Below are 17,634 nucleotides of genomic sequence, written 5' to 3'. Positions count from 1 at the left end.
GATTGTGAGTGCAGGCGTAATCGCTGGCGTAGCGCTGGTGTTCCTGTTGCTGGTTTATCTGGTTTATGCCCTGATACACGCGGAGGCATTCTGATGGCCGCTCAAGGATTTTTACTCATCGCGAGCTTTATTCTGCTGCTGTTGATCCTGGCTCGTCCGCTGGGCACGGCGCTGGCGACGATGATCAATGATGCCCCGCTACCGGGCCTGGCCGGTATCGAACGCGGTTTATGGCGGGCGGCGGGCATTCGTTCGCAGGAGATGAACTGGTATCAATATTTATTCGCTATTCTGCTGTTTAACGCGCTGGGTCTGCTGGTCCTGTTCACGCTGCTGATGTTCCAGGGCTCGCTGCCGCTCAATCCGCAGCACCTGCCAGGCCTGTCGTGGGACCTGGCGCTGAATACGGCGGTGAGCTTTGTCAGCAACACCAACTGGCAGGCCTATGCCGGTGAAACCACCATGAGTAGCCTTAGCCAGATGGCCGGGCTGGCGGTGCAAAACTTCCTCTCCGCCGCCACCGGCATCGCGGTGATCTTTGCCCTTACCCGCGCTTACTCCCGGCAAAAAGTCAGCACCCTTGGCAACGCCTGGGTCGATCTGACCCGCATCACCCTCTGGCTGCTGCTGCCCATTTCGCTGCTCATCGCGCTGTTCTTTATTCAGCAGGGCGTGCCACAGAGTTTTTCCCCGAATCAGGGCTTTACCTCGCTTGAAGGGGTACGCCAGATGCTGCCGATGGGGCCGGTGGCTTCACAGGAGGCGATCAAAATGCTGGGTACTAACGGCGGCGGCTTCTTTAACGCCAACTCAGCGCATCCGTTTGAAAACCCGACCGCGCTGACCAACCTGGTGCAGATGCTGGCGATCTTTCTCATCCCGGCGGCGCTGTGCTTCGCTTTCGGCGAGGTGGTGGGCGATCGCCGTCAGGGACGGGCCATTCTATGGGCGATGACGCTCATCTTCATCGTCTGCGTGGCGGTAGTGATGTGGGCGGAAACCCGCGGTAACCCGCATCTGCTGAGCCTTGGCGCCGACAGCAGTATCAATATGGAAGGCAAAGAGAGCCGGTTCGGTATTCTCGCCAGCAGCCTGTTTGCCGTGGTCACCACCGCCGCGTCCTGCGGGGCGGTCAACGCCATGCACGACTCCTTTACCGCGCTGGGCGGAATGGTCCCCATGTGGCTGATGCAGATAGGCGAAGTGGTCTTCGGCGGCGTCGGCTCGGGTCTGTACGGCATGCTGCTGTTCGTGATGCTGGCGGTATTTATCGCCGGGCTGATGATTGGCCGCACCCCGGAGTACCTCGGGAAGAAAATTGACGTCCGCGAAATGAAAATGATTGCGCTGGCGATCCTCGTGACCCCGACGCTGGTGCTCCTCGGCACGGCGCTGGCGATGATGACCGAAGCCGGTCGCGCGGGCATGTTCAACCCCGGGCCGCACGGCTTCAGCGAAGTGCTGTACGCCGTCACCTCGGCGGCCAACAACAACGGCAGCGCCTTTGGCGGCCTCAGCGCGGCGACGCCGTTCTGGAACCTGCTGCTGGCGTTCTGCATGCTGGTTGGCCGCTTCGCGGTCATTATCCCGGTGATGGCGATTGCCGGTTCGCTGGTAACGAAGAAAATTCAGCCCGCCGGCAGCGGCACGCTAGCCACCCATGACGCGCTGTTTATCGGCCTGCTGATCGGCACCGTGCTGTTGGTTGGCGCCCTGACCTTTATTCCCGCGCTGGCGCTCGGCCCGCTGGCGGAACACTTTTCCTTACTTTAAGCGATTGCGGAGCAACCTGTTATGAGTCGCAAATCATTAGCCCTGCTGGAGCCGACGCTGGTGCGTCAGGCCCTGCTGGACGCCGTGAAAAAACTGAGCCCTGCCGTACAGTGGCGTAACCCGGTGATGTTTATCGTCTGGATTGGCAGTCTGCTCACCACCCTGCTGGCTCTTGCCATGGCAAGCGGGCAGATCGCCGGCAGCGCCGGATTTACCGCCGCCGTTAGTCTCTGGCTGTGGTTCACCGTCCTGTTCGCCAACTTCGCCGAAGCGATGGCGGAAGGCCGCAGTAAAGCGCAGGCTAACAGCCTCAAAGGGGTCAAAAAGACCGCCTTTGCCCGTAAGCTGCGCGCGCCGCAGCACGATGCGCAAATTGACCACGTCCCCGCCGAAGAGCTGCGTAAAGGCGACGTGGTGCTGGTCGAAGCGGGGGATATTATTCCCTGCGATGGCGAAGTTATCGAAGGCGGCGCGTCGGTGGATGAGAGCGCCATTACCGGTGAATCCGCGCCGGTTATCCGCGAGTCCGGCGGCGACTTCGCCTCGGTGACCGGCGGGACGCGTATTCTCTCCGACTGGCTGGTGATCCGCTGCAGCGTCAACCCCGGCGAAACCTTCCTTGACCGGATGATCGCCATGGTTGAAGGCGCCCAGCGCCGCAAGACGCCGAACGAAATCGCGCTGACTATCCTGCTTATCGCCCTGACCCTGGTGTTCCTGCTGGCCACCGCCACCATCTGGCCCTTCTCCGCCTGGAGCGGTAACGCGGTCAGCGTCACGGTGCTGGTGGCGCTGCTGGTGTGCCTGATCCCCACCACTATCGGCGGCCTGCTGTCGGCCATCGGCGTCGCCGGGATGAGCCGCATGCTCGGCGCGAACGTGATCGCCACCAGCGGCCGCGCGGTTGAAGCGGCGGGCGACGTCGACGTCCTGCTGCTGGACAAAACCGGCACCATTACCCTCGGCAACCGCCAGGCTTCGGCATTCCTGCCTGCGCAGGGCGTGGAAGAGAAAACCCTTGCCGATGCCGCCCAGCTGTCGTCGCTGGCCGACGAAACGCCGGAAGGCCGCAGCATCGTGGTGCTGGCAAAACAGCGCTTTAATCTGCGCGAGCGCGATCTGCAATCGCTGCATGCCACCTTCGTGCCGTTTACCGCCCAGACCCGGATGAGCGGCATCAACATCGACCAGCGGATGATCCGCAAAGGTTCCGTGGATGCCATTCGCCGCCACGTTGAGGCCAACGGCGGTCACTTCCCGGCCGACGTCGATAAACAGGTTGAAGACGTGGCGCGTCTTGGCGCTACGCCGCTGGTGGTCGCCGAAGGCGAACGCGTGTTGGGGATTATCTCGCTGAAAGATATCGTCAAAGGCGGCATCAAAGAGCGTTTTGCCCAACTGCGTAAAATGGGGATTAAGACGGTGATGATCACCGGCGATAACCGCCTGACCGCCGCCGCTATCGCCGCGGAAGCGGGCGTGGACGACTTTCTCGCCGAAGCGACGCCGGAGGCCAAGCTGGCGTTGATCCGCCAGTATCAAGCGGAAGGACGGCTGGTGGCGATGACCGGCGACGGTACCAACGACGCCCCGGCGCTGGCGCAGGCCGACGTGGCGGTTGCGATGAACTCCGGTACCCAGGCGGCGAAAGAGGCGGGCAATATGGTGGATCTCGACTCTAACCCCACCAAACTGATCGAGGTCGTACATATCGGTAAACAGATGCTGATGACCCGCGGTTCGTTAACCACTTTCAGTATCGCCAACGACGTGGCGAAGTATTTCGCCATCATTCCGGCCGCCTTTGCCGCCGTCTATCCGCCGCTGGCGATGCTTAACGTGATGCATCTGCACTCGCCTTCTTCGGCGATCCTGAGCGCGGTGATTTTTAATGCGCTGATTATCATCTTCCTGATCCCGCTGGCGCTGAAGGGCGTGAGCTATAAGCCGCTGACGGCCTCGGCGATGCTGCGCCGCAACCTTTGGGTCTACGGCCTGGGCGGACTGCTGGTGCCCTTTATCGGTATCAAAGCGATCGACCTGTTATTGACCCTGACCGGGCTGCTGTGAGGAAAAAACCATGTCATTCATTCGTCCTGCTGTTGTGCTGTTTATTCTGTTAACGCTGCTCACCGGCGGCGTCTATCCGCTGTTAACCACCGCGCTGGGACAGTGGTGGTTCCCGCAGCAGGCCAACGGCTCGCTGGTGCGGATTGACGGCGAAGTGCGCGGTTCCCGCCTTATCGGGCAGAACTTTACCGCGCCGGGCTACTTCCAGGGCCGCCCTTCCGCGACGGCGGAGATGCCGGATAACCCGCTGGCGTCCGGCGGCAGCAACCTCGCCGCCAGCAATCCAGCGCTGGACAAAGCCATCAGCGAACGGGTGCAGGCCCTGCGCGCCGCCAATCCGGACGCCAGCGCAACGGTTCCGGTGGAGCTGGTGGCCGCCTCGGCGAGCGGACTGGATTACAGTCTGACGCCTGCCGCCGCTCTGTGGCAGGCGCCGCGCGTCGCCAAAGCGCGCCAGCTTAGCGTGGAGCAGGTCACGCAGCTGGTGAACGAGGCAACGCAAAAACCGTTGCTCAGTTTTCTCGGCCAACCTGTGGTAAATATACTGCAGCTGAATATGTCGCTGGATGCCCTGAAGGATAAGTAAAAATGAGTGACGAGCCGCTGCGTCCGGACCCTGACCGCCTGCTGCAACACGCCGCCGCCCCGCATCGCGGTAAGCTAAAGATATTTTTTGGCGCCTGCGCCGGGGTCGGTAAAACCTGGGCGATGCTGGCGGAAGCGCAGCGGCTGCGCGCCCAGGGGCTGGATATTCTGATTGGCGTGGCGGAAACCCACGGACGCAAAGAGACGGCCGCAATGCTTGAGGGGCTCAGTACCCTGCCCCAGCGCCGCCTTTCCCACCGCGGGCGCTACGTAAAGGAGTTTGATCTTGACGGCGCGCTGGCCCGTCGCCCGGCGCTGATTCTGGTCGATGAGCTGGCGCACAGCAACGCGCCCGGCTCGCGTCATCCTAAACGCTGGCAGGACGTCGAAGAGCTGCTGGAAGCCGGCATTGACGTATTTACCACCGTTAACGTCCAGCACCTCGAGAGCCTGAACGATGTCGTCAGCGGCATCACCGGCGTGCAGGTTCGCGAAACCGTCCCGGATCCGTTTTTCGACGCCGCCGACGATGTGGTGCTGGTGGACCTGCCCCCCGACGATCTGCGTCAGCGGCTCAATGAGGGAAAAGTCTATATCGGCGGCCAGGCCGAGCGGGCCATCGAGAACTTCTTTCGCAAGGGCAACCTCATCGCCCTGCGCGAGCTGGCGCTGCGCCGTACCGCCGATCGGGTCGATGAGCAGATGCGCGCCTGGCGCGACCGTCAGGGCCAGGAAAAAGTCTGGCATACCCGCGACGCCATTTTGCTGTGCATCGGCCATAACACCGGCAGCGAAAAGCTGGTCCGCGCCGCCGCCCGGCTGGCGGCCCGGCTGGGGAGCGTCTGGCATGCGGTGTATGTTGAAACCCCCTCTCTGCACCGCCTGCCGGAGGCGAAACGGCGGGCGATTCTCGCCGCGCTCAGGCTGGCGCAGGAGCTGGGCGCGGAAACCGCCACCCTCGCCGATCCTTCTGAAGAGAAGGCCGTTCTCCACTACGCCCGCGAACATAATCTCGGCAAGATAGTGATTGGCCGCCAGCAGAAAAGGCGCTGGTGGGATCGCAGCGGCTTCGCCGATCGCCTGGCCCGTCACGCGCCGGATCTCGACCTGGTGGTGATCGCGCTGGATGAGAAGGCCGCCTCCCTGCCGGCGCGCGCCAGCGATAGCCGGACGGCGATGGAAAAATGGCGTTTGCAGCTCCAGGGGTGCGTCGTCGCCATCGCCCTGTGCGCGGTTATTACCGTCGTCGCCATGCAGTGGCTGATGGCCTTTGAGGCCGCCAACCTGGTGATGCTGTACCTGCTCGGCGTGGTAATTATCGCCCTCCTGTACGGCCGCTGGCCGTCGGTACTGGCGACGGTGATTAACGTGGTCAGCTTCGACCTGTTTTTTGTCGCGCCGCGCGGCACGCTGGCGGTTTCTGACGTGCAGTATCTGCTGACCTTTGGCGTGATGCTAACCGTCGGGCTGCTTATCGGCAACCTCACCGCCGGCGTACGCTACCAGGCGCGGGTGGCGCGCTACCGCGAACAGCGCACCCGGCATCTGTACGAAATGTCAAAAGCGCTGGCGGTGGGCCGCAGCCGTGAAGATATCGCCGCCACCAGCGAGCGGTTTATCGCCTCAACGTTTCAGGCGCGCAGCCAGCTGCTGCTGCCCGATGAAACATTAAGACTCACGCCGCTGACGCAGCCCGCGGCGGCAATCACCTGGGATGACGCGATTGCCCGCTGGAGCTTTGATAAAGGCCAACCCGCCGGCGCGGGCACCGATACGCTTCCCGGAGTGCCCTACCAGATCCTGCCGCTGAAAAGCGCCGCCCGCACCTGGGGGCTGCTGGTCGTGGAGCCGGCCAACCTGCGCCAGCTGATGATCCCCGAACAGCAGCGCCTGCTGGAAACCTTCACCCTGCTGGTCGCCAGCGCGCTGGAACGGCTGGCGCTCACCGCCAGCGAAGAGCAGGCCCGGCTGAACAGCGAACGGGAAAGCCTGCGCAACTCGCTGCTGGCGGCGCTGTCCCACGATCTACGGACTCCGCTTACGGTGCTGTTTGGCCAGGCGGAGATCCTGACGCTCGATCTCGCCAGCGAAGGATCGAAGCACGCGCCGCAGGCCAACGAGATACGCCAGCACGTGCTCAATACCACCCGCCTGGTGAATAATCTGCTGGATATGGCGCGGATCCAGTCCGGCGGCTTTAATTTGCATAAAGAGTGGCTAACCCTGGAAGAGGTCGTCGGCAGCGCGCTGCGTATGCTGGAGCCGGGGCTCGGCGGGCGGCATATTCAGCTTGCGCTGCCGGACCCGCTGCTGCTGGTTCACGTCGACGGTCCGCTTTTTGAGCGGGTACTGATTAATCTTCTGGAAAATGCGGTGAAATACGCGGGAGTACAGGCGCAAATCGGCATTACCGCGGACGTCGATCCGCACACTTTAGTGCTTGAGGTATGGGATAACGGACCGGGTATTCCCGCCGGGCAAGAACAGGCTATCTTTGATAAATTCGCTCGCGGCAATAAAGAGTCGGCGATCCCCGGCGTCGGGCTGGGGCTGGCCATTTGCCAGGCGATCGTTGAGGTGCACGGCGGGACCATTAGCGCCGCGACGCGCCCGCAGGGCGGCGCCTGCTTCCGTGTTACACTGCCGAGGGAAACGCCCCCTGAACTGGAAGAGTTAGCCGAGGAAATGTGATTAACGTTCTGATCGTTGAAGACGAAAATGCTATCCGCCGCTTTCTGCGCACCGCGCTGGAAGCCGACGGCATGCGCGTATTTGAAGCGGAGACCCTGCAGCGCGGGCTGATCGAAGCCGCGACCCGCAAGCCGGATTTAACCATTCTCGATCTTGGACTACCCGATGGTGACGGCAACGCGTTTATTCGCGAGGTTCGCCAGTGGAGCCAAATGCCGATTATCGTGCTGTCGGCGCGCACCGAGGAGCAGGACAAAATCGCCGCGCTTGACGCCGGTGCCGATGACTATCTCAGTAAACCCTTTGGTATTGGCGAGCTGCAGGCGCGGCTGAGGGTGGCGATGCGCCGCCATGCCGGCGCCCAGGCCGACGAACCGCGGGTGCGTTTTGCCGATATTGACGTTGATATCCCCGCCCGCCGCATCGTACGCGGCGATCAGGAGATCCACCTCACGCCGATTGAATTTCGCCTGCTGGCGGTACTGCTCAATAATCCCGGCAAGGTGCTGACCCAGCGGCAGCTGCTCAATCAGGTTTGGGGGCCGAATGCGGTGGAGCACAGCCACTATCTGCGCATTTATATGGGGCACCTGCGGCAAAAGCTGGAGGCCGATCCGGCGCGTCCGCAGCATTTGCTGACCGAAACGGGGATCGGCTATCGGTTTATGCCCTAGCCGTTGTCCCCGGCTCGCGCTTCGCTTAGCCGGGCTACAGTTCCGCCGTCGTCTGCCAGGCGGTAGCCCGGACAGGCGCGTCAAGCGCCGCCTCCGGGAAATGTGCCAGGCCTCATAAATCAACGCTGTTTCATCCCGGTGGCGCTGCGCTGACCGGGCTACGGGTTCACCGTCGACTGCGGGCCGGTAGCCCGGATAAGGCGTTTACGCCGCAATCCGGGGAAGGCAGGCGATTATTGTCCGTAGTAGGCCCCTGCCCCGTGTTTACGCAAATAGTGTTTATCCAGCAGCGTCGCAGAGACCGGCTGTTCGTCAATGCTCAGCTGACGGGTCCACATATTCATATAGGCAATCTCCTCCAGCACCACCGCATTATGCACCGCGTTCGCCAGATCTTTTCCCCATGCAAACGGGCCGTGGCCGTGGACCAGCGCGGCGGGCACGCTGAGCGGATCGGTATGCTGCGCGCCCAGCGTTTCAATAATCACGTGACCGGTATTGGTTTCATAATCACCGCGGATTTCATCATCGCTGAGCGGGCGGGTACAGGGGATCGGCCCATAAAAATAGTCGGCGTGGGTGGTGCCCATCGCCAGCAGCGGCCTGCCCGACTGCGCCCAAATCGTCGCGTGGCGCGAATGGGTGTGCACAATTCCGCCCACGCCGCTAAACGCCTTATACAGCTCCAGATGGGTCGGCGTATCCGACGAGGGCTTATAGCGCCCCTCCACCACCCTGCCGGTCGCCAGCTCCACCACCACCATATCCTCGGCCGTCATCACGGCGTATTCCACGCCGGAGGGTTTGATTACCACCAGCCCGGCCTCGCGATCGATACCGCTGACGTTGCCCCAGGTAAAGGTCACAAGATGAAATTTCGGCAGCGCCAGATTGGCGTCAAGAACCGCCTGCTTGAGGTTATCCAACATACTTCACTCCTGAATTCACAATGCCTTCATACTGAGGCGGGAGAAACGCCTGCTGGTATTTATCCGTTAGCCACGCTTTAGCGTCGGCGATTCTCTCGCTGTCCCGCCCGTCATTTTTGGCCCACATCTCAATCAGCCAGGCGCCGCGATAGTTCAGCGCCGAGAGCGTACGAAATATCTCGGTAAAATCGACGCAGCCGGTCCCGAATGGCACATCGCGGAACTGCCCCAGCGAAGCGTGCGAAACGGGCTGGGTATCCTTCAAATGAATGGCGGTGATTTTATGAATGCCCTTCCTCAACTCTTCGGGAACGTCGTTTTGCCAGGCGCTTAAGTTGCCAACGTCCGGGTAGACGCAAAACCACGGGCTGCAAACCTTCCGTTCAAGATCCAGCCAGCGGGAGATATTGCTCATAAAGGCGGTATCCATAATCTCCATTGACAGCATCACCTGCGCTTTCGCCGCTTCGGCCACCGCCCAGTTGATGCCCTCGATAAAGTATTCCCGGGTCTGCGCCGAAGAGGATTCGTAATAGACGTCATAGCCTGCCAGCTGGATGTTGCGAATGCCGACGTGGCTGGCAAAATCCAGCGCATCAAGCATCAGTTCCCGCGCCTTAAGCCGGGTATCGCGATTGACGCTACCAAAAGGATGGCTGCGGTGCGCGGAGAGGCACATGCTCGGCACATCAATGCCGCTGTTAATTTTGTCGGCCACGAACGCCAGCCGCTGCCCCCGGTTCCAGCGCAGCCTGGCCTGGCGCTCGGGGCTTTCGTCAACGGAGATTTCAATAAAATCAAACGCCAGGCCCGCCGCCATTTCAAAGCGTTTCGGCCAGTCCAGCGCCGCGGGGAGCGCTTTTTCGTAGATGCCAAGTCTGGGTTTCATTGCGCCGCTCCCGTCGCCCTGGAGAGGCTTTGCGCGACCGCTAAGTAACGGGCGTAGCCTTCACGCAGCTGCTGATGCCGATTGCTGTCGGGTTGATAGCAGACCACCTCGGGCTGCGTGGCGGCAATCGCTTCGCTGAAGTTAGCGTAGGCGCCGCTGCCGGCCGCGGCGCACAGCGCGGCGGCTCGACAGCCGGCCTGTTCGATATCCACCACTTCCAGCGGAAGATTGGCCGCATCGGCGTACATCTGCGTCCAGCCTCTCGACTGGCTCGGCCCGCCGGTAAAGCGAATTTTTTGAATATCCCGATTGAGTTCAATAATGCGGTCCTGATGCACCAGGTGAGAAAAAACGATGCCGCGATAGATAGCCGCAATAATATCCTTTTTCGTATGATGCCCCGCGAGGCCCACCAGCGCGCCGGGCAGATCCATCGCCAGATTGGAACCGAACAAATAGGGTAAAAAAATGAGGTTGCTGTCGGTATCTTGCGCGATCCAGCTTTCGAAATGGTCGTAGCAGCGGTCATCGTCAGGGAAAAACTGCTTCACAAACCAGGAGAGATTGCTCGCCGAAGTGGGGCTGCCCTCGTGAACGAAGTATTTGCCCGGAATGCAGTATTTCCCCCAGATGTAGGGAAAGTCGCTGGCAATAATGCTATCCGTCACCGAGGTGGCGATACTCCAGGTGCCGGCTACCGCGCTCAGGGTATCCGCCCGGTCAATCCCCGAGGAGACGGCGGAGGCCACCACGTCGAAAAAGCCGCCGAAAACCGGCGTCCCCGGGCACAAACCGCAATCCAGCGAGGCCTGCAGGGTAATGTGGCCCACGCAGTCCGTCGAGTTCACCACCGACGCGGTTTTATCCGCCACTTCCTCAATGCCAAACAGCGCCATCATGTCGCGGTCATAGCGGGAGGTAAACTGGTTATAAAAATTGCTGCCGGAAATATTGGTGATCTCCGCCGTCGCCTCGCCGGTCAGGCGGAAACGAACGTAGTCGTGCACCATTAAAACGGCGTCGATCCTGTCGTAATTGGCCGGCTCATGCGCTTTCAGCCACGCCAGTAGCGACACCGGATGTCCGGTCCACAGCTGCTGCAATCCTTTTGGGTATGCCAGCTTGTCTATACCTTCGCGATACCATTTTTTGACAAACGCCAGCGCCCGGGTATCGGATGAGATAATCCCGTTGCGCACCGGCTCGCCTTTTTTGTCAATCGCGTAGAGCCCTTTGCCGTGCGAGGAGAAACCGATCCCGCCGATGCTTAGCGGCGGCACCTGGCTTTCATACAGCGCTTTTTTTATCACGCTGCAAACGGTGTCCCATAGCTCATGCATGTTCCGCTCGGTAAAGCCCGGCTGTTCGGATAATACCTGCGCATATTGCGACGCCACGTGAATCTCTTGCCCTAACTCATTATATATACCGGCTTTGGTGACCGTACCACCGATATCAACCCCGATAAAATTCATATTCCTTCGCCTCATATTTAAAATAAGTTAACGTCTGGCTGAGCTAATAAAGGTGGCGCCCCAAATAATAAGCCCTTTCACCACGTACTGAACGTAAGGTGAGATCCCCAGAAGGTTTAAACCATTATTCAGTACGCCGAGCATCATGGCGCCAATCAGGGTGCCGATAATCATTCCGCGGCCGCCGGCAATGGATGCCCCGCCGAGCACCACGGCGGCAATGGCATCCAGTTCAAATCCGACGCCGGCATTCGGCTGGCCGCTCATCACCCGCGAGGTGAAAATAAGACCGGCAAAACTGGCGGTAAAACCGCTGATCACGTAAACCAGCAATTTATAATATTTCACCCGCAGACCGCTCAGGCGCGCCGCTTCTTCATTACCGCCGAGGGAATAAACATAGCGACCAAACGGCATATGATTCAGGACGATATAAAAGATGAGATATAAAACCACCATCAGAATAATAGGCACCTGAATACCGAACAGATATTCACGGCCCCAAAAAGCGAATGAATCCGGTAAGCCGGAGATGGGGTAGCCGCCGGTATAGATCAGCGCCAGCCCCTTCGCAATAATCATTGCCCCGAGGGTCACGATAATCGGCGGCATTTTACCGTAGGCGGTTAAAAAGCCGTTCAGCGCGCCAAAGGCGACGCCGGAGCACAGACCGATAAGAATGGCTAACCACGGATCTAAACCATAGTACTTCATTAATCCCGCCATCAGGGTACCGGCCAGGGCCATGACCGCGCCGACGGAGAGGTCGATCCCGCCGGTCAGGATGGCAAAGGTCATCCCGATGGCAATGATGGCATTAATCGAGACCTGACGGGCGACGGTCGATAAGTTATCGACCGTTAAAAAGTAGTCATTAAAAATAGCCATACAGGAGAACAGGAGTACCAGACCAACAAACGGCAGGAACGCGGGCATTTTTAATAAACCATGGAGCATCTTTTTATTTTTATCAGGAGATGCGGCGGGCGCTAATGACACGTTTTCATTACTCATTTAATACTCCCTAAATAATATTACCGGCAGCGTGCAGCATAATCACAGTGGAATTGATTTGGTCGTTCTCGAGTTCGGCAACAATATTACCGTCGCGAAAAACCATTACCCGGTCGCTAACGCCAATCACCTCTGGTAGCTCAGATGAAATCATAATTATTGAAATACCCTGGGCGGTGAGGTCGCGCATAATCTGATAGATTTCTGATTTCGCTCCGACATCAATACCGCGAGTCGGTTCGTCAAAAATAAGAATATTGACATCATGATTTAACCAACGGGAAATAACGACTTTCTGCTGGTTACCGCCGCTCAACGTCCCCACCGCGGTCCCGGCATCCGGCGTTTTCACGCCAACGTGATTAATTAAACGCTCGGCGGTCAGGCGCTCTTCGTTATCGCGGATAAGCGAGAACTGGCAGGCGTGTTTGTTAAGCCAGATATTATCTTTGACCGAAAAAGGCAGCACCAGTCCCTGCGTTTTGCGGCTTTCCGGCAACAGACCAATGCCCAAACGCAGAGCCCGGTCGGTGGATTTTATCGTCACCTCTTTTCCGGCCAGGCGGACGCGCTTTTTGAAGCATTTATCCGCGCCGGTCAGGGCCAGGATCGCTTCGGAACGCCCCGACCCCACCAGCCCGGCGAGGCCCAGGATCTCCCCTTTGCGCAGCGTCAGTCGATTGAGCTGGCTACTCTCGGTAAGCTGAATTTCGGCCTCCAGCAGTATCTCATCATGCGCCAGCGTCCGCCGCTCGGGATAGATATTCTCCACCTCACGGCCGACCATCATCTGGATCATCTCGGCGATATCGATATTGTCGACCTTTGCCGACCCGATATATTTGCCGTCGCGGAGAATGCTCAGGCTGTCGCAGATCTCATATATCTCCTCAAGATGGTGTGAGATAAAGAACATCCCGACGCCTTTGGCCTTTAAATCGCGCATCACGCGGAAAAGATGCTCCGCCTCGCTCGGGGTTAAGGTCGCGGTGGGTTCATCCAGAATGAGAATTCGCGCATCCAGCGACAGCGCTTTGGCAATTTCCACAAACTGCTGTTCGGCGACGCTGAGATGGCAAATTTGCTCATCGGGATCGAGGGTCACGCCAAGATCTTTAAAAATGCGTAACGCCTCGCGGCGCATCGCTTTACGATCTAGCAGGCCAAAACGATTTACCTTTTCGCGATTAAGGAAAATATTCTCATAAGCGTTCAGATAGGGAATAAGAGAAAACTCCTGAAAGATAATCCCTACGCCGCAGGCAATCGCGTCACGATAGTTATGAAAATGCTGCTGCTTACCGTCAATAAAAATATTACCAGCGTCAGGTTGATATATCCCGCAAAGGATTTTCATTAACGTCGATTTACCCGCGCCGTTTTCACCTAATAAAGCATGCACCTCCCCTCGGCCAAGGGTGATATTGACATTATCCAGCGCCTTGACCCCGGGGAAGCTTTTACTGACGTTTTTGACTTCCAGTAAGCTGGGCATAAACATCGCTCCATAATGGCTCGATAAAATAGCGAGCCATACTTTAAGAAGAATCCGGCACGGCTCACCTGAATAAGCGAGAGCCGCTGTGGCGTAATAATGCGATTACCAGTGGAAATCTTTGGCGTTGGTTTTATCGATAAGCTTCACATCAACAGGGATCTCTTTAGGAATATTCGCCCCCCAATGTTTGGCCAGGGCAATACCTAAACCAATACGCAGCTGATCGCGCGGGAACTGAGCGGCGGTGGCAATAAACGGCGTATTACCTTTAGCAATTTCAGCGACCGCTTCCGGGGAACCATCAACGCTCACTAGCTTCACATCGCGTCCTGATGCCTGAATCGCCGCCAGAGCGCCGAGTGAGCCAACATCATTCACGCTAAAAATACCGTTGAGCGTCGGGTTGGATTGCAGCATATTTTCCGTCACGCTCATGGAGGTATCGCGCTCTTGTTTACCATTCAGTTTGGTAATCACTTTAATATTGGGATGCTTTTTCATGGCATCTTCAAAGCCGCGCACGCGCTCCAGAATAGGTACCACCGGAATCCCGTCGAGAATCGCTACGTTGCCTTTATCACCCAGCGCTTTGGCTAAGTGTTCCCCGGCAATAAAGCCCGCATCATAGTTTTTTGAGCCGACAAAAGAATCTATCGGGCCATTAGCCTGAGCATCTATCGCCACCACCACCACGCCGGCTTTTTTAGCGGCCAGCACGGCGGTTTCCGCACCGACGCTATCAGCCGGGTTAATCAGCAAAATATCTATTTTCTTTTGCAGCATATCCTCAACGTCACTAATCTGCTTGGAGACATCATGCGCCGCATCCGCGGTATAGACGGTGGCGTTAATATCTTTTGCCGACTGCTCAAGCGACTCTTTCATGGTGACGAAATATTCGTTATTCAATTCCTGGAACGACATACCGATAGTCAAAGGTTTAGCATTAACGCAGGCAACCATGCTCATCGCAAGAAGTCCTGAGAGTATTGCTTTAGTCTTAAATTTTACAGGCATTCACTATCTCCTTATTGAGTAATGCGCTGAGAAATAAAATTTATTTATCAGCGTTTTCATGGTACGGATGCTGCCTGATATACTGAGCAATAAATACGCCGCAGGCAGATAGCCAGAAGCCACTGATATTGATCTCAGTTATCCCCATGATTGAAATCCAGTATTTAATGAACAGCCATCAGCGGTCATTTGCGTAATAATTAAAAATGGCGAACTTAACTAGTTAAAAAATTTATGGCTTAATGACGACCTTAATCGAATCGAGCGATTTAGCCATCTCAAAAGCGGCTTTCCACTCATCAATAGAATAGAAATGCGTCACCACGCCTTTGGCGGTCAGCAGACCGCGCGCAAAGAGATCGATGGCGATTTCATAGCTGTAAGGCCCCAGATGCGCGCCGCGGATATCCAGCTCTTTACGGTCGCCAATAATCGACCAGTCGGCGGTCGTTTCTTTACCAAACACGCTGAACTCAACGAAGCGTCCCAGCTTACGAATCATCTCCAGACCCTGGGTCACGCCGATAGGGGCGCCCGTCGCTTCGATATACACATCGCAGCCGTAGCCATCGGTCATGGATTTTACGATAGCGATGGCGTCCTCTTGCGCCGCATTGATGACCACGTCGGCGCCAAACGCTTTCGCCAGCGCCAGGCGGTCGTCCATCGTGTCGATGACCACCAGTTTCTTCGGCGTTTTCAGATGAGCGACCTGCACCATACACAGCCCCAGCGGCCCGGCGCCGGCGATAACAACCACATCATCCAGTTCGATATCTCCGCGGCGTACCGTGTGGATTGCGCAGGCCATAGGTTCGATCAGCGCGGCATCTTCTTCGCTTAATGATTCAGGAATTTTGTGAATAATCGCCCGTTCGGAAAAACGCATATATTCAGCCATACCGCCATCGGCGACATCCTTCTGGAAACCGTAAATATCATGGGTTTCGCACATCCAGTATTTGCCTGTTTTACAGAAACGGCACTCATGGCAGGGGACAATCTGTTCAGCCAGGATGCGATCGCCAATTTTTAATTGATATTTTTCAGCGGAGCCCGGGCCTAATTCGGCAACCCGACCGTAAAACTCATGGCCGGGCACCACCGGCGTTTTCACCCACGGATTATCGCCCCAGAACATCGGCGCGCCGTCCTGGGCCTTGCAGTCGCCGGCGCAGATTCCACACCCGTCAACCTTAATGACCACTTCCTTTTCTTTGGCGACCGGGCGGGGAATTTTCTCAAAGCGATAATCCTGGGGACCATGGCAGACAACCGCTTTCATATCTTCAGGTAATTGTTCCATCGTAAACCTCTTTTTCGGATAAATAATGAAGAGGGATGGTATTGCTGGCGCAATACCCCTCCATCGGGCACAAGGGCTATTCAATAATAATGCCGGTAGAATATCTGGCAGAGCGGCTATTTAGTCTCGACAATATGTACCTGGTGCTGGCGATAGGTATCAGCTGGTAATTCGTTAGTGATCAACACATCAATATCCGCCAGATCGCATATTTTATAGAGTGAATAGCGTTCAAACTTACTGCTATCGACCATCAGGATTTTTTGATCGGCAACTTTCAGCATCTCCTGCTTCAGCCGGACGTTGACTTCATTGCTGTCTTTTATTTCCAGCCCGACGTCGAGACCCTGGCAAGAAAAAAACAGCTTATTGACCTTAAAGTTGTTGATAATGAACTCGGCGACCGGACCGTGAAAATCACCGTGGCGCTCAGAATATTCACCCCCAACGCTGACTATTCTTATTTTCTTACGACAGGCTAAGGTTTGAATAATATTCAAAGAATTGGTAATCACGGTCAGCTCGATGTCAGGCAGCTGGCGCGCTAAAAACCAGCAGGAGCTGCTATTATCCATGATAATGCACTCATGCTCATGAATAAACTGCAGCGCGCCTTTAGCAATACGCATCTTACGTTCCGGCTGCTCTTTGGTGCGCTTAATAAAGGCCTCGGCTTTATCGACAAAGTTCCCGTGATTTGTCGGCGTATCGGCAGCTAAAAATGATGCATTATTTTCAGAAATCATTGCACCGCCAAAGCTGCGAACTATTTTTTTATTTCTCGCCAGCGCGGTTAAATCCCGGCGAATGGTTTCTGGAGATACACCGAATATCTGTGAGAGCTCATTAACTCTGGCGCATCCTTTTTCTACGACATATTCCACAATTAATGAATGACGTTTAACTTGTAACATAGACGTTCTCAAGAAAGCATTCAGGATTTAATGACATAAATATAACAAAATCGTCCATATCAGTAAGTGACATAAATCATACAAAATCAAAACAAGTTTTTAGCTTTTTTTAGTTTGAAGTTGATCATATATATGAGGCAACTTTCATTTTGGATGGAATAAATTTGTGATTAAAATCGCAGAATTAGCCGTGATTGTTCGTTTGCTTTAGCCGTATATTCGCTAAAACGGGCAAACCCGGTCAAAGCAATAATACCCGTTTATGCCCGATTCAGTCAGCGTAATATCCGCCAGGCCTGTGCCGTCTGGATAACACATAACGTCAAACCTTGCGGCATCGCCATAGTGTCACGACTTTTGCCGCCTCTGAGACCAGCAGCAGAGCAATAAAGAAGGCCGCGCTTTTCAACGCCACCGCCTGCGCCAGCCAGACCACCAGCGAAAGCGACGGGAGCATAAAGGCCAGACGCAGCGGCGTCTGCGCATAGGCCAGCCACGGCGCATAGCGGCTCTGGTGCCAGAAGAGAATCATCGACGCGGGAATGCTGATAGTCAGAATAAAATGAAGGGTAAACAGCCAGGCGGCCGCGGAGCCCCAGGTTTGCAGCAGCGGTAAAAATGAGAGGATATCGTCGTAAAGCGGTACTCGCCGGTGGTAGATGTTCCAGCCAATAAACTGCAAGAGATAAAAGAGATCCATCCCACCCCAAAACCAAAAAACCTTCTTTCGTTCCAGATTCATCGCTATCCCTGCGAAAAAAAACAGGCCCTGAAAAGGGCCTGTTTATCGTGCGGTCAA

15 protein-coding genes are annotated in these 17,634 nt (G+C 56.7%); 6 read left to right on the top strand and 9 right to left on the bottom strand.

The features are described 5' to 3' along the window. Nucleotides 1-4: 4 nt before the first annotated feature. The 6 genes from kdpF to kdpE are packed head-to-tail and all read left to right on the top strand — an operon-like array spanning nucleotide 5 to nucleotide 7,793. Nucleotides 5-94 (top strand): K(+)-transporting ATPase subunit F, encoded by a 90-nt coding sequence (kdpF, locus tag ABLV30_RS09815; RefSeq protein WP_009651669.1) that lies wholly within the window; start codon nucleotides 5-7, stop codon nucleotides 92-94. Then, a complete protein-coding gene (gene kdpA, locus ABLV30_RS09810; protein ID WP_025106376.1) occupies nucleotides 94-1,773 on the top strand; it encodes a potassium-transporting ATPase subunit KdpA in 1,680 nt (559 codons plus the stop codon). The genes kdpF and kdpA overlap by 1 nt, the downstream gene beginning before the upstream one ends. 21 nt (nucleotides 1,774-1,794) lie before the next feature. Further along, nucleotides 1,795-3,843 (top strand): potassium-transporting ATPase subunit KdpB, encoded by a 2,049-nt coding sequence (gene kdpB / locus ABLV30_RS09805; RefSeq protein WP_004848888.1) that lies wholly within the window; start codon nucleotides 1,795-1,797, stop codon nucleotides 3,841-3,843. A 10-nt stretch (nucleotides 3,844-3,853) separates the two neighbouring features. Continuing rightward, complete coding sequence (kdpC, locus tag ABLV30_RS09800; RefSeq protein ID WP_064404739.1) at nucleotides 3,854-4,429, top strand: potassium-transporting ATPase subunit KdpC; 576 nt, start codon at nucleotides 3,854-3,856, stop codon at nucleotides 4,427-4,429. Nucleotides 4,430-4,431: 2 nt separating this feature from the next. Beyond that, on the top strand, nucleotides 4,432-7,119 hold the full coding sequence (gene kdpD / locus ABLV30_RS09795; RefSeq protein ID WP_025106378.1) for a two-component system sensor histidine kinase KdpD: 2,688 nt from the start codon (nucleotides 4,432-4,434) through the stop codon (nucleotides 7,117-7,119). Further along, a complete protein-coding gene (kdpE, locus tag ABLV30_RS09790) occupies nucleotides 7,116-7,793 on the top strand; it encodes a two-component system response regulator KdpE (RefSeq protein WP_025106379.1) in 678 nt (225 codons plus the stop codon). Before kdpD ends, kdpE begins: the two co-directional genes overlap by 4 nt. A gap of 233 nt (nucleotides 7,794-8,026) precedes the next feature. Here the strand turns inward: kdpE and araD are convergent, their stop codons facing one another. The 9 genes from araD to ABLV30_RS09745 all read right to left on the bottom strand — a co-directional run bounded on the left by araD (nucleotide 8,027) and on the right by ABLV30_RS09745 (nucleotide 17,577). Further along, nucleotides 8,027-8,722 (bottom strand): L-ribulose-5-phosphate 4-epimerase, encoded by a 696-nt coding sequence (araD, locus tag ABLV30_RS09785; RefSeq protein WP_224262132.1) that lies wholly within the window; start codon nucleotides 8,720-8,722, stop codon nucleotides 8,027-8,029. Beyond that, nucleotides 8,712-9,611 (bottom strand): L-ribulose-5-phosphate 3-epimerase, encoded by a 900-nt coding sequence (locus ABLV30_RS09780; RefSeq protein WP_025106381.1) that lies wholly within the window; start codon nucleotides 9,609-9,611, stop codon nucleotides 8,712-8,714. Before ABLV30_RS09780 ends, araD begins: the two co-directional genes overlap by 11 nt. After that, nucleotides 9,608-11,086: an FGGY-family carbohydrate kinase gene (locus ABLV30_RS09775; RefSeq protein WP_064375136.1), complete on the bottom strand. Its 1,479-nt coding sequence runs from the start codon at nucleotides 11,084-11,086 to the stop codon at nucleotides 9,608-9,610. Before ABLV30_RS09775 ends, ABLV30_RS09780 begins: the two co-directional genes overlap by 4 nt. 27 nt (nucleotides 11,087-11,113) lie before the next feature. Then, on the bottom strand, nucleotides 11,114-12,043 hold the full coding sequence (locus ABLV30_RS09770) for an ABC transporter permease (RefSeq protein WP_046878552.1): 930 nt from the start codon (nucleotides 12,041-12,043) through the stop codon (nucleotides 11,114-11,116). A 67-nt stretch (nucleotides 12,044-12,110) separates the two neighbouring features. Continuing rightward, nucleotides 12,111-13,595: a sugar ABC transporter ATP-binding protein gene (locus ABLV30_RS09765; protein ID WP_004848870.1), complete on the bottom strand. Its 1,485-nt coding sequence runs from the start codon at nucleotides 13,593-13,595 to the stop codon at nucleotides 12,111-12,113. 105 nt (nucleotides 13,596-13,700) lie between these two features. Continuing rightward, nucleotides 13,701-14,567, bottom strand: coding sequence for an ABC transporter substrate-binding protein (locus ABLV30_RS09760; RefSeq protein ID WP_014228426.1), 867 nt, complete (start codon nucleotides 14,565-14,567; stop codon nucleotides 13,701-13,703). 280 nt (nucleotides 14,568-14,847) lie between these two features. Next, on the bottom strand, nucleotides 14,848-15,921 hold the full coding sequence (locus ABLV30_RS09755; protein WP_004848867.1) for an erythritol/L-threitol dehydrogenase: 1,074 nt from the start codon (nucleotides 15,919-15,921) through the stop codon (nucleotides 14,848-14,850). 116 nt (nucleotides 15,922-16,037) lie between these two features. Further along, nucleotides 16,038-16,835, bottom strand: coding sequence for a DeoR/GlpR family DNA-binding transcription regulator (locus ABLV30_RS09750; RefSeq protein WP_057173517.1), 798 nt, complete (start codon nucleotides 16,833-16,835; stop codon nucleotides 16,038-16,040). Between the two features lie 322 nt (nucleotides 16,836-17,157). Further along, nucleotides 17,158-17,577, bottom strand: coding sequence for an arginine:ornithine antiporter (locus ABLV30_RS09745; RefSeq protein ID WP_219558079.1), 420 nt, complete (start codon nucleotides 17,575-17,577; stop codon nucleotides 17,158-17,160). Nucleotides 17,578-17,634: the final 57 nt, after the last annotated feature.

The organism is Klebsiella sp. CN_Kp113, from assembly GCF_040064585.1.
Classification (GTDB): domain Bacteria; phylum Pseudomonadota; class Gammaproteobacteria; order Enterobacterales; family Enterobacteriaceae; genus Klebsiella; species Klebsiella michiganensis.
The sequence above is the reverse complement of the archived record's forward strand: the minus strand, read 5'-3'. Positions and strand labels throughout refer to the sequence as shown.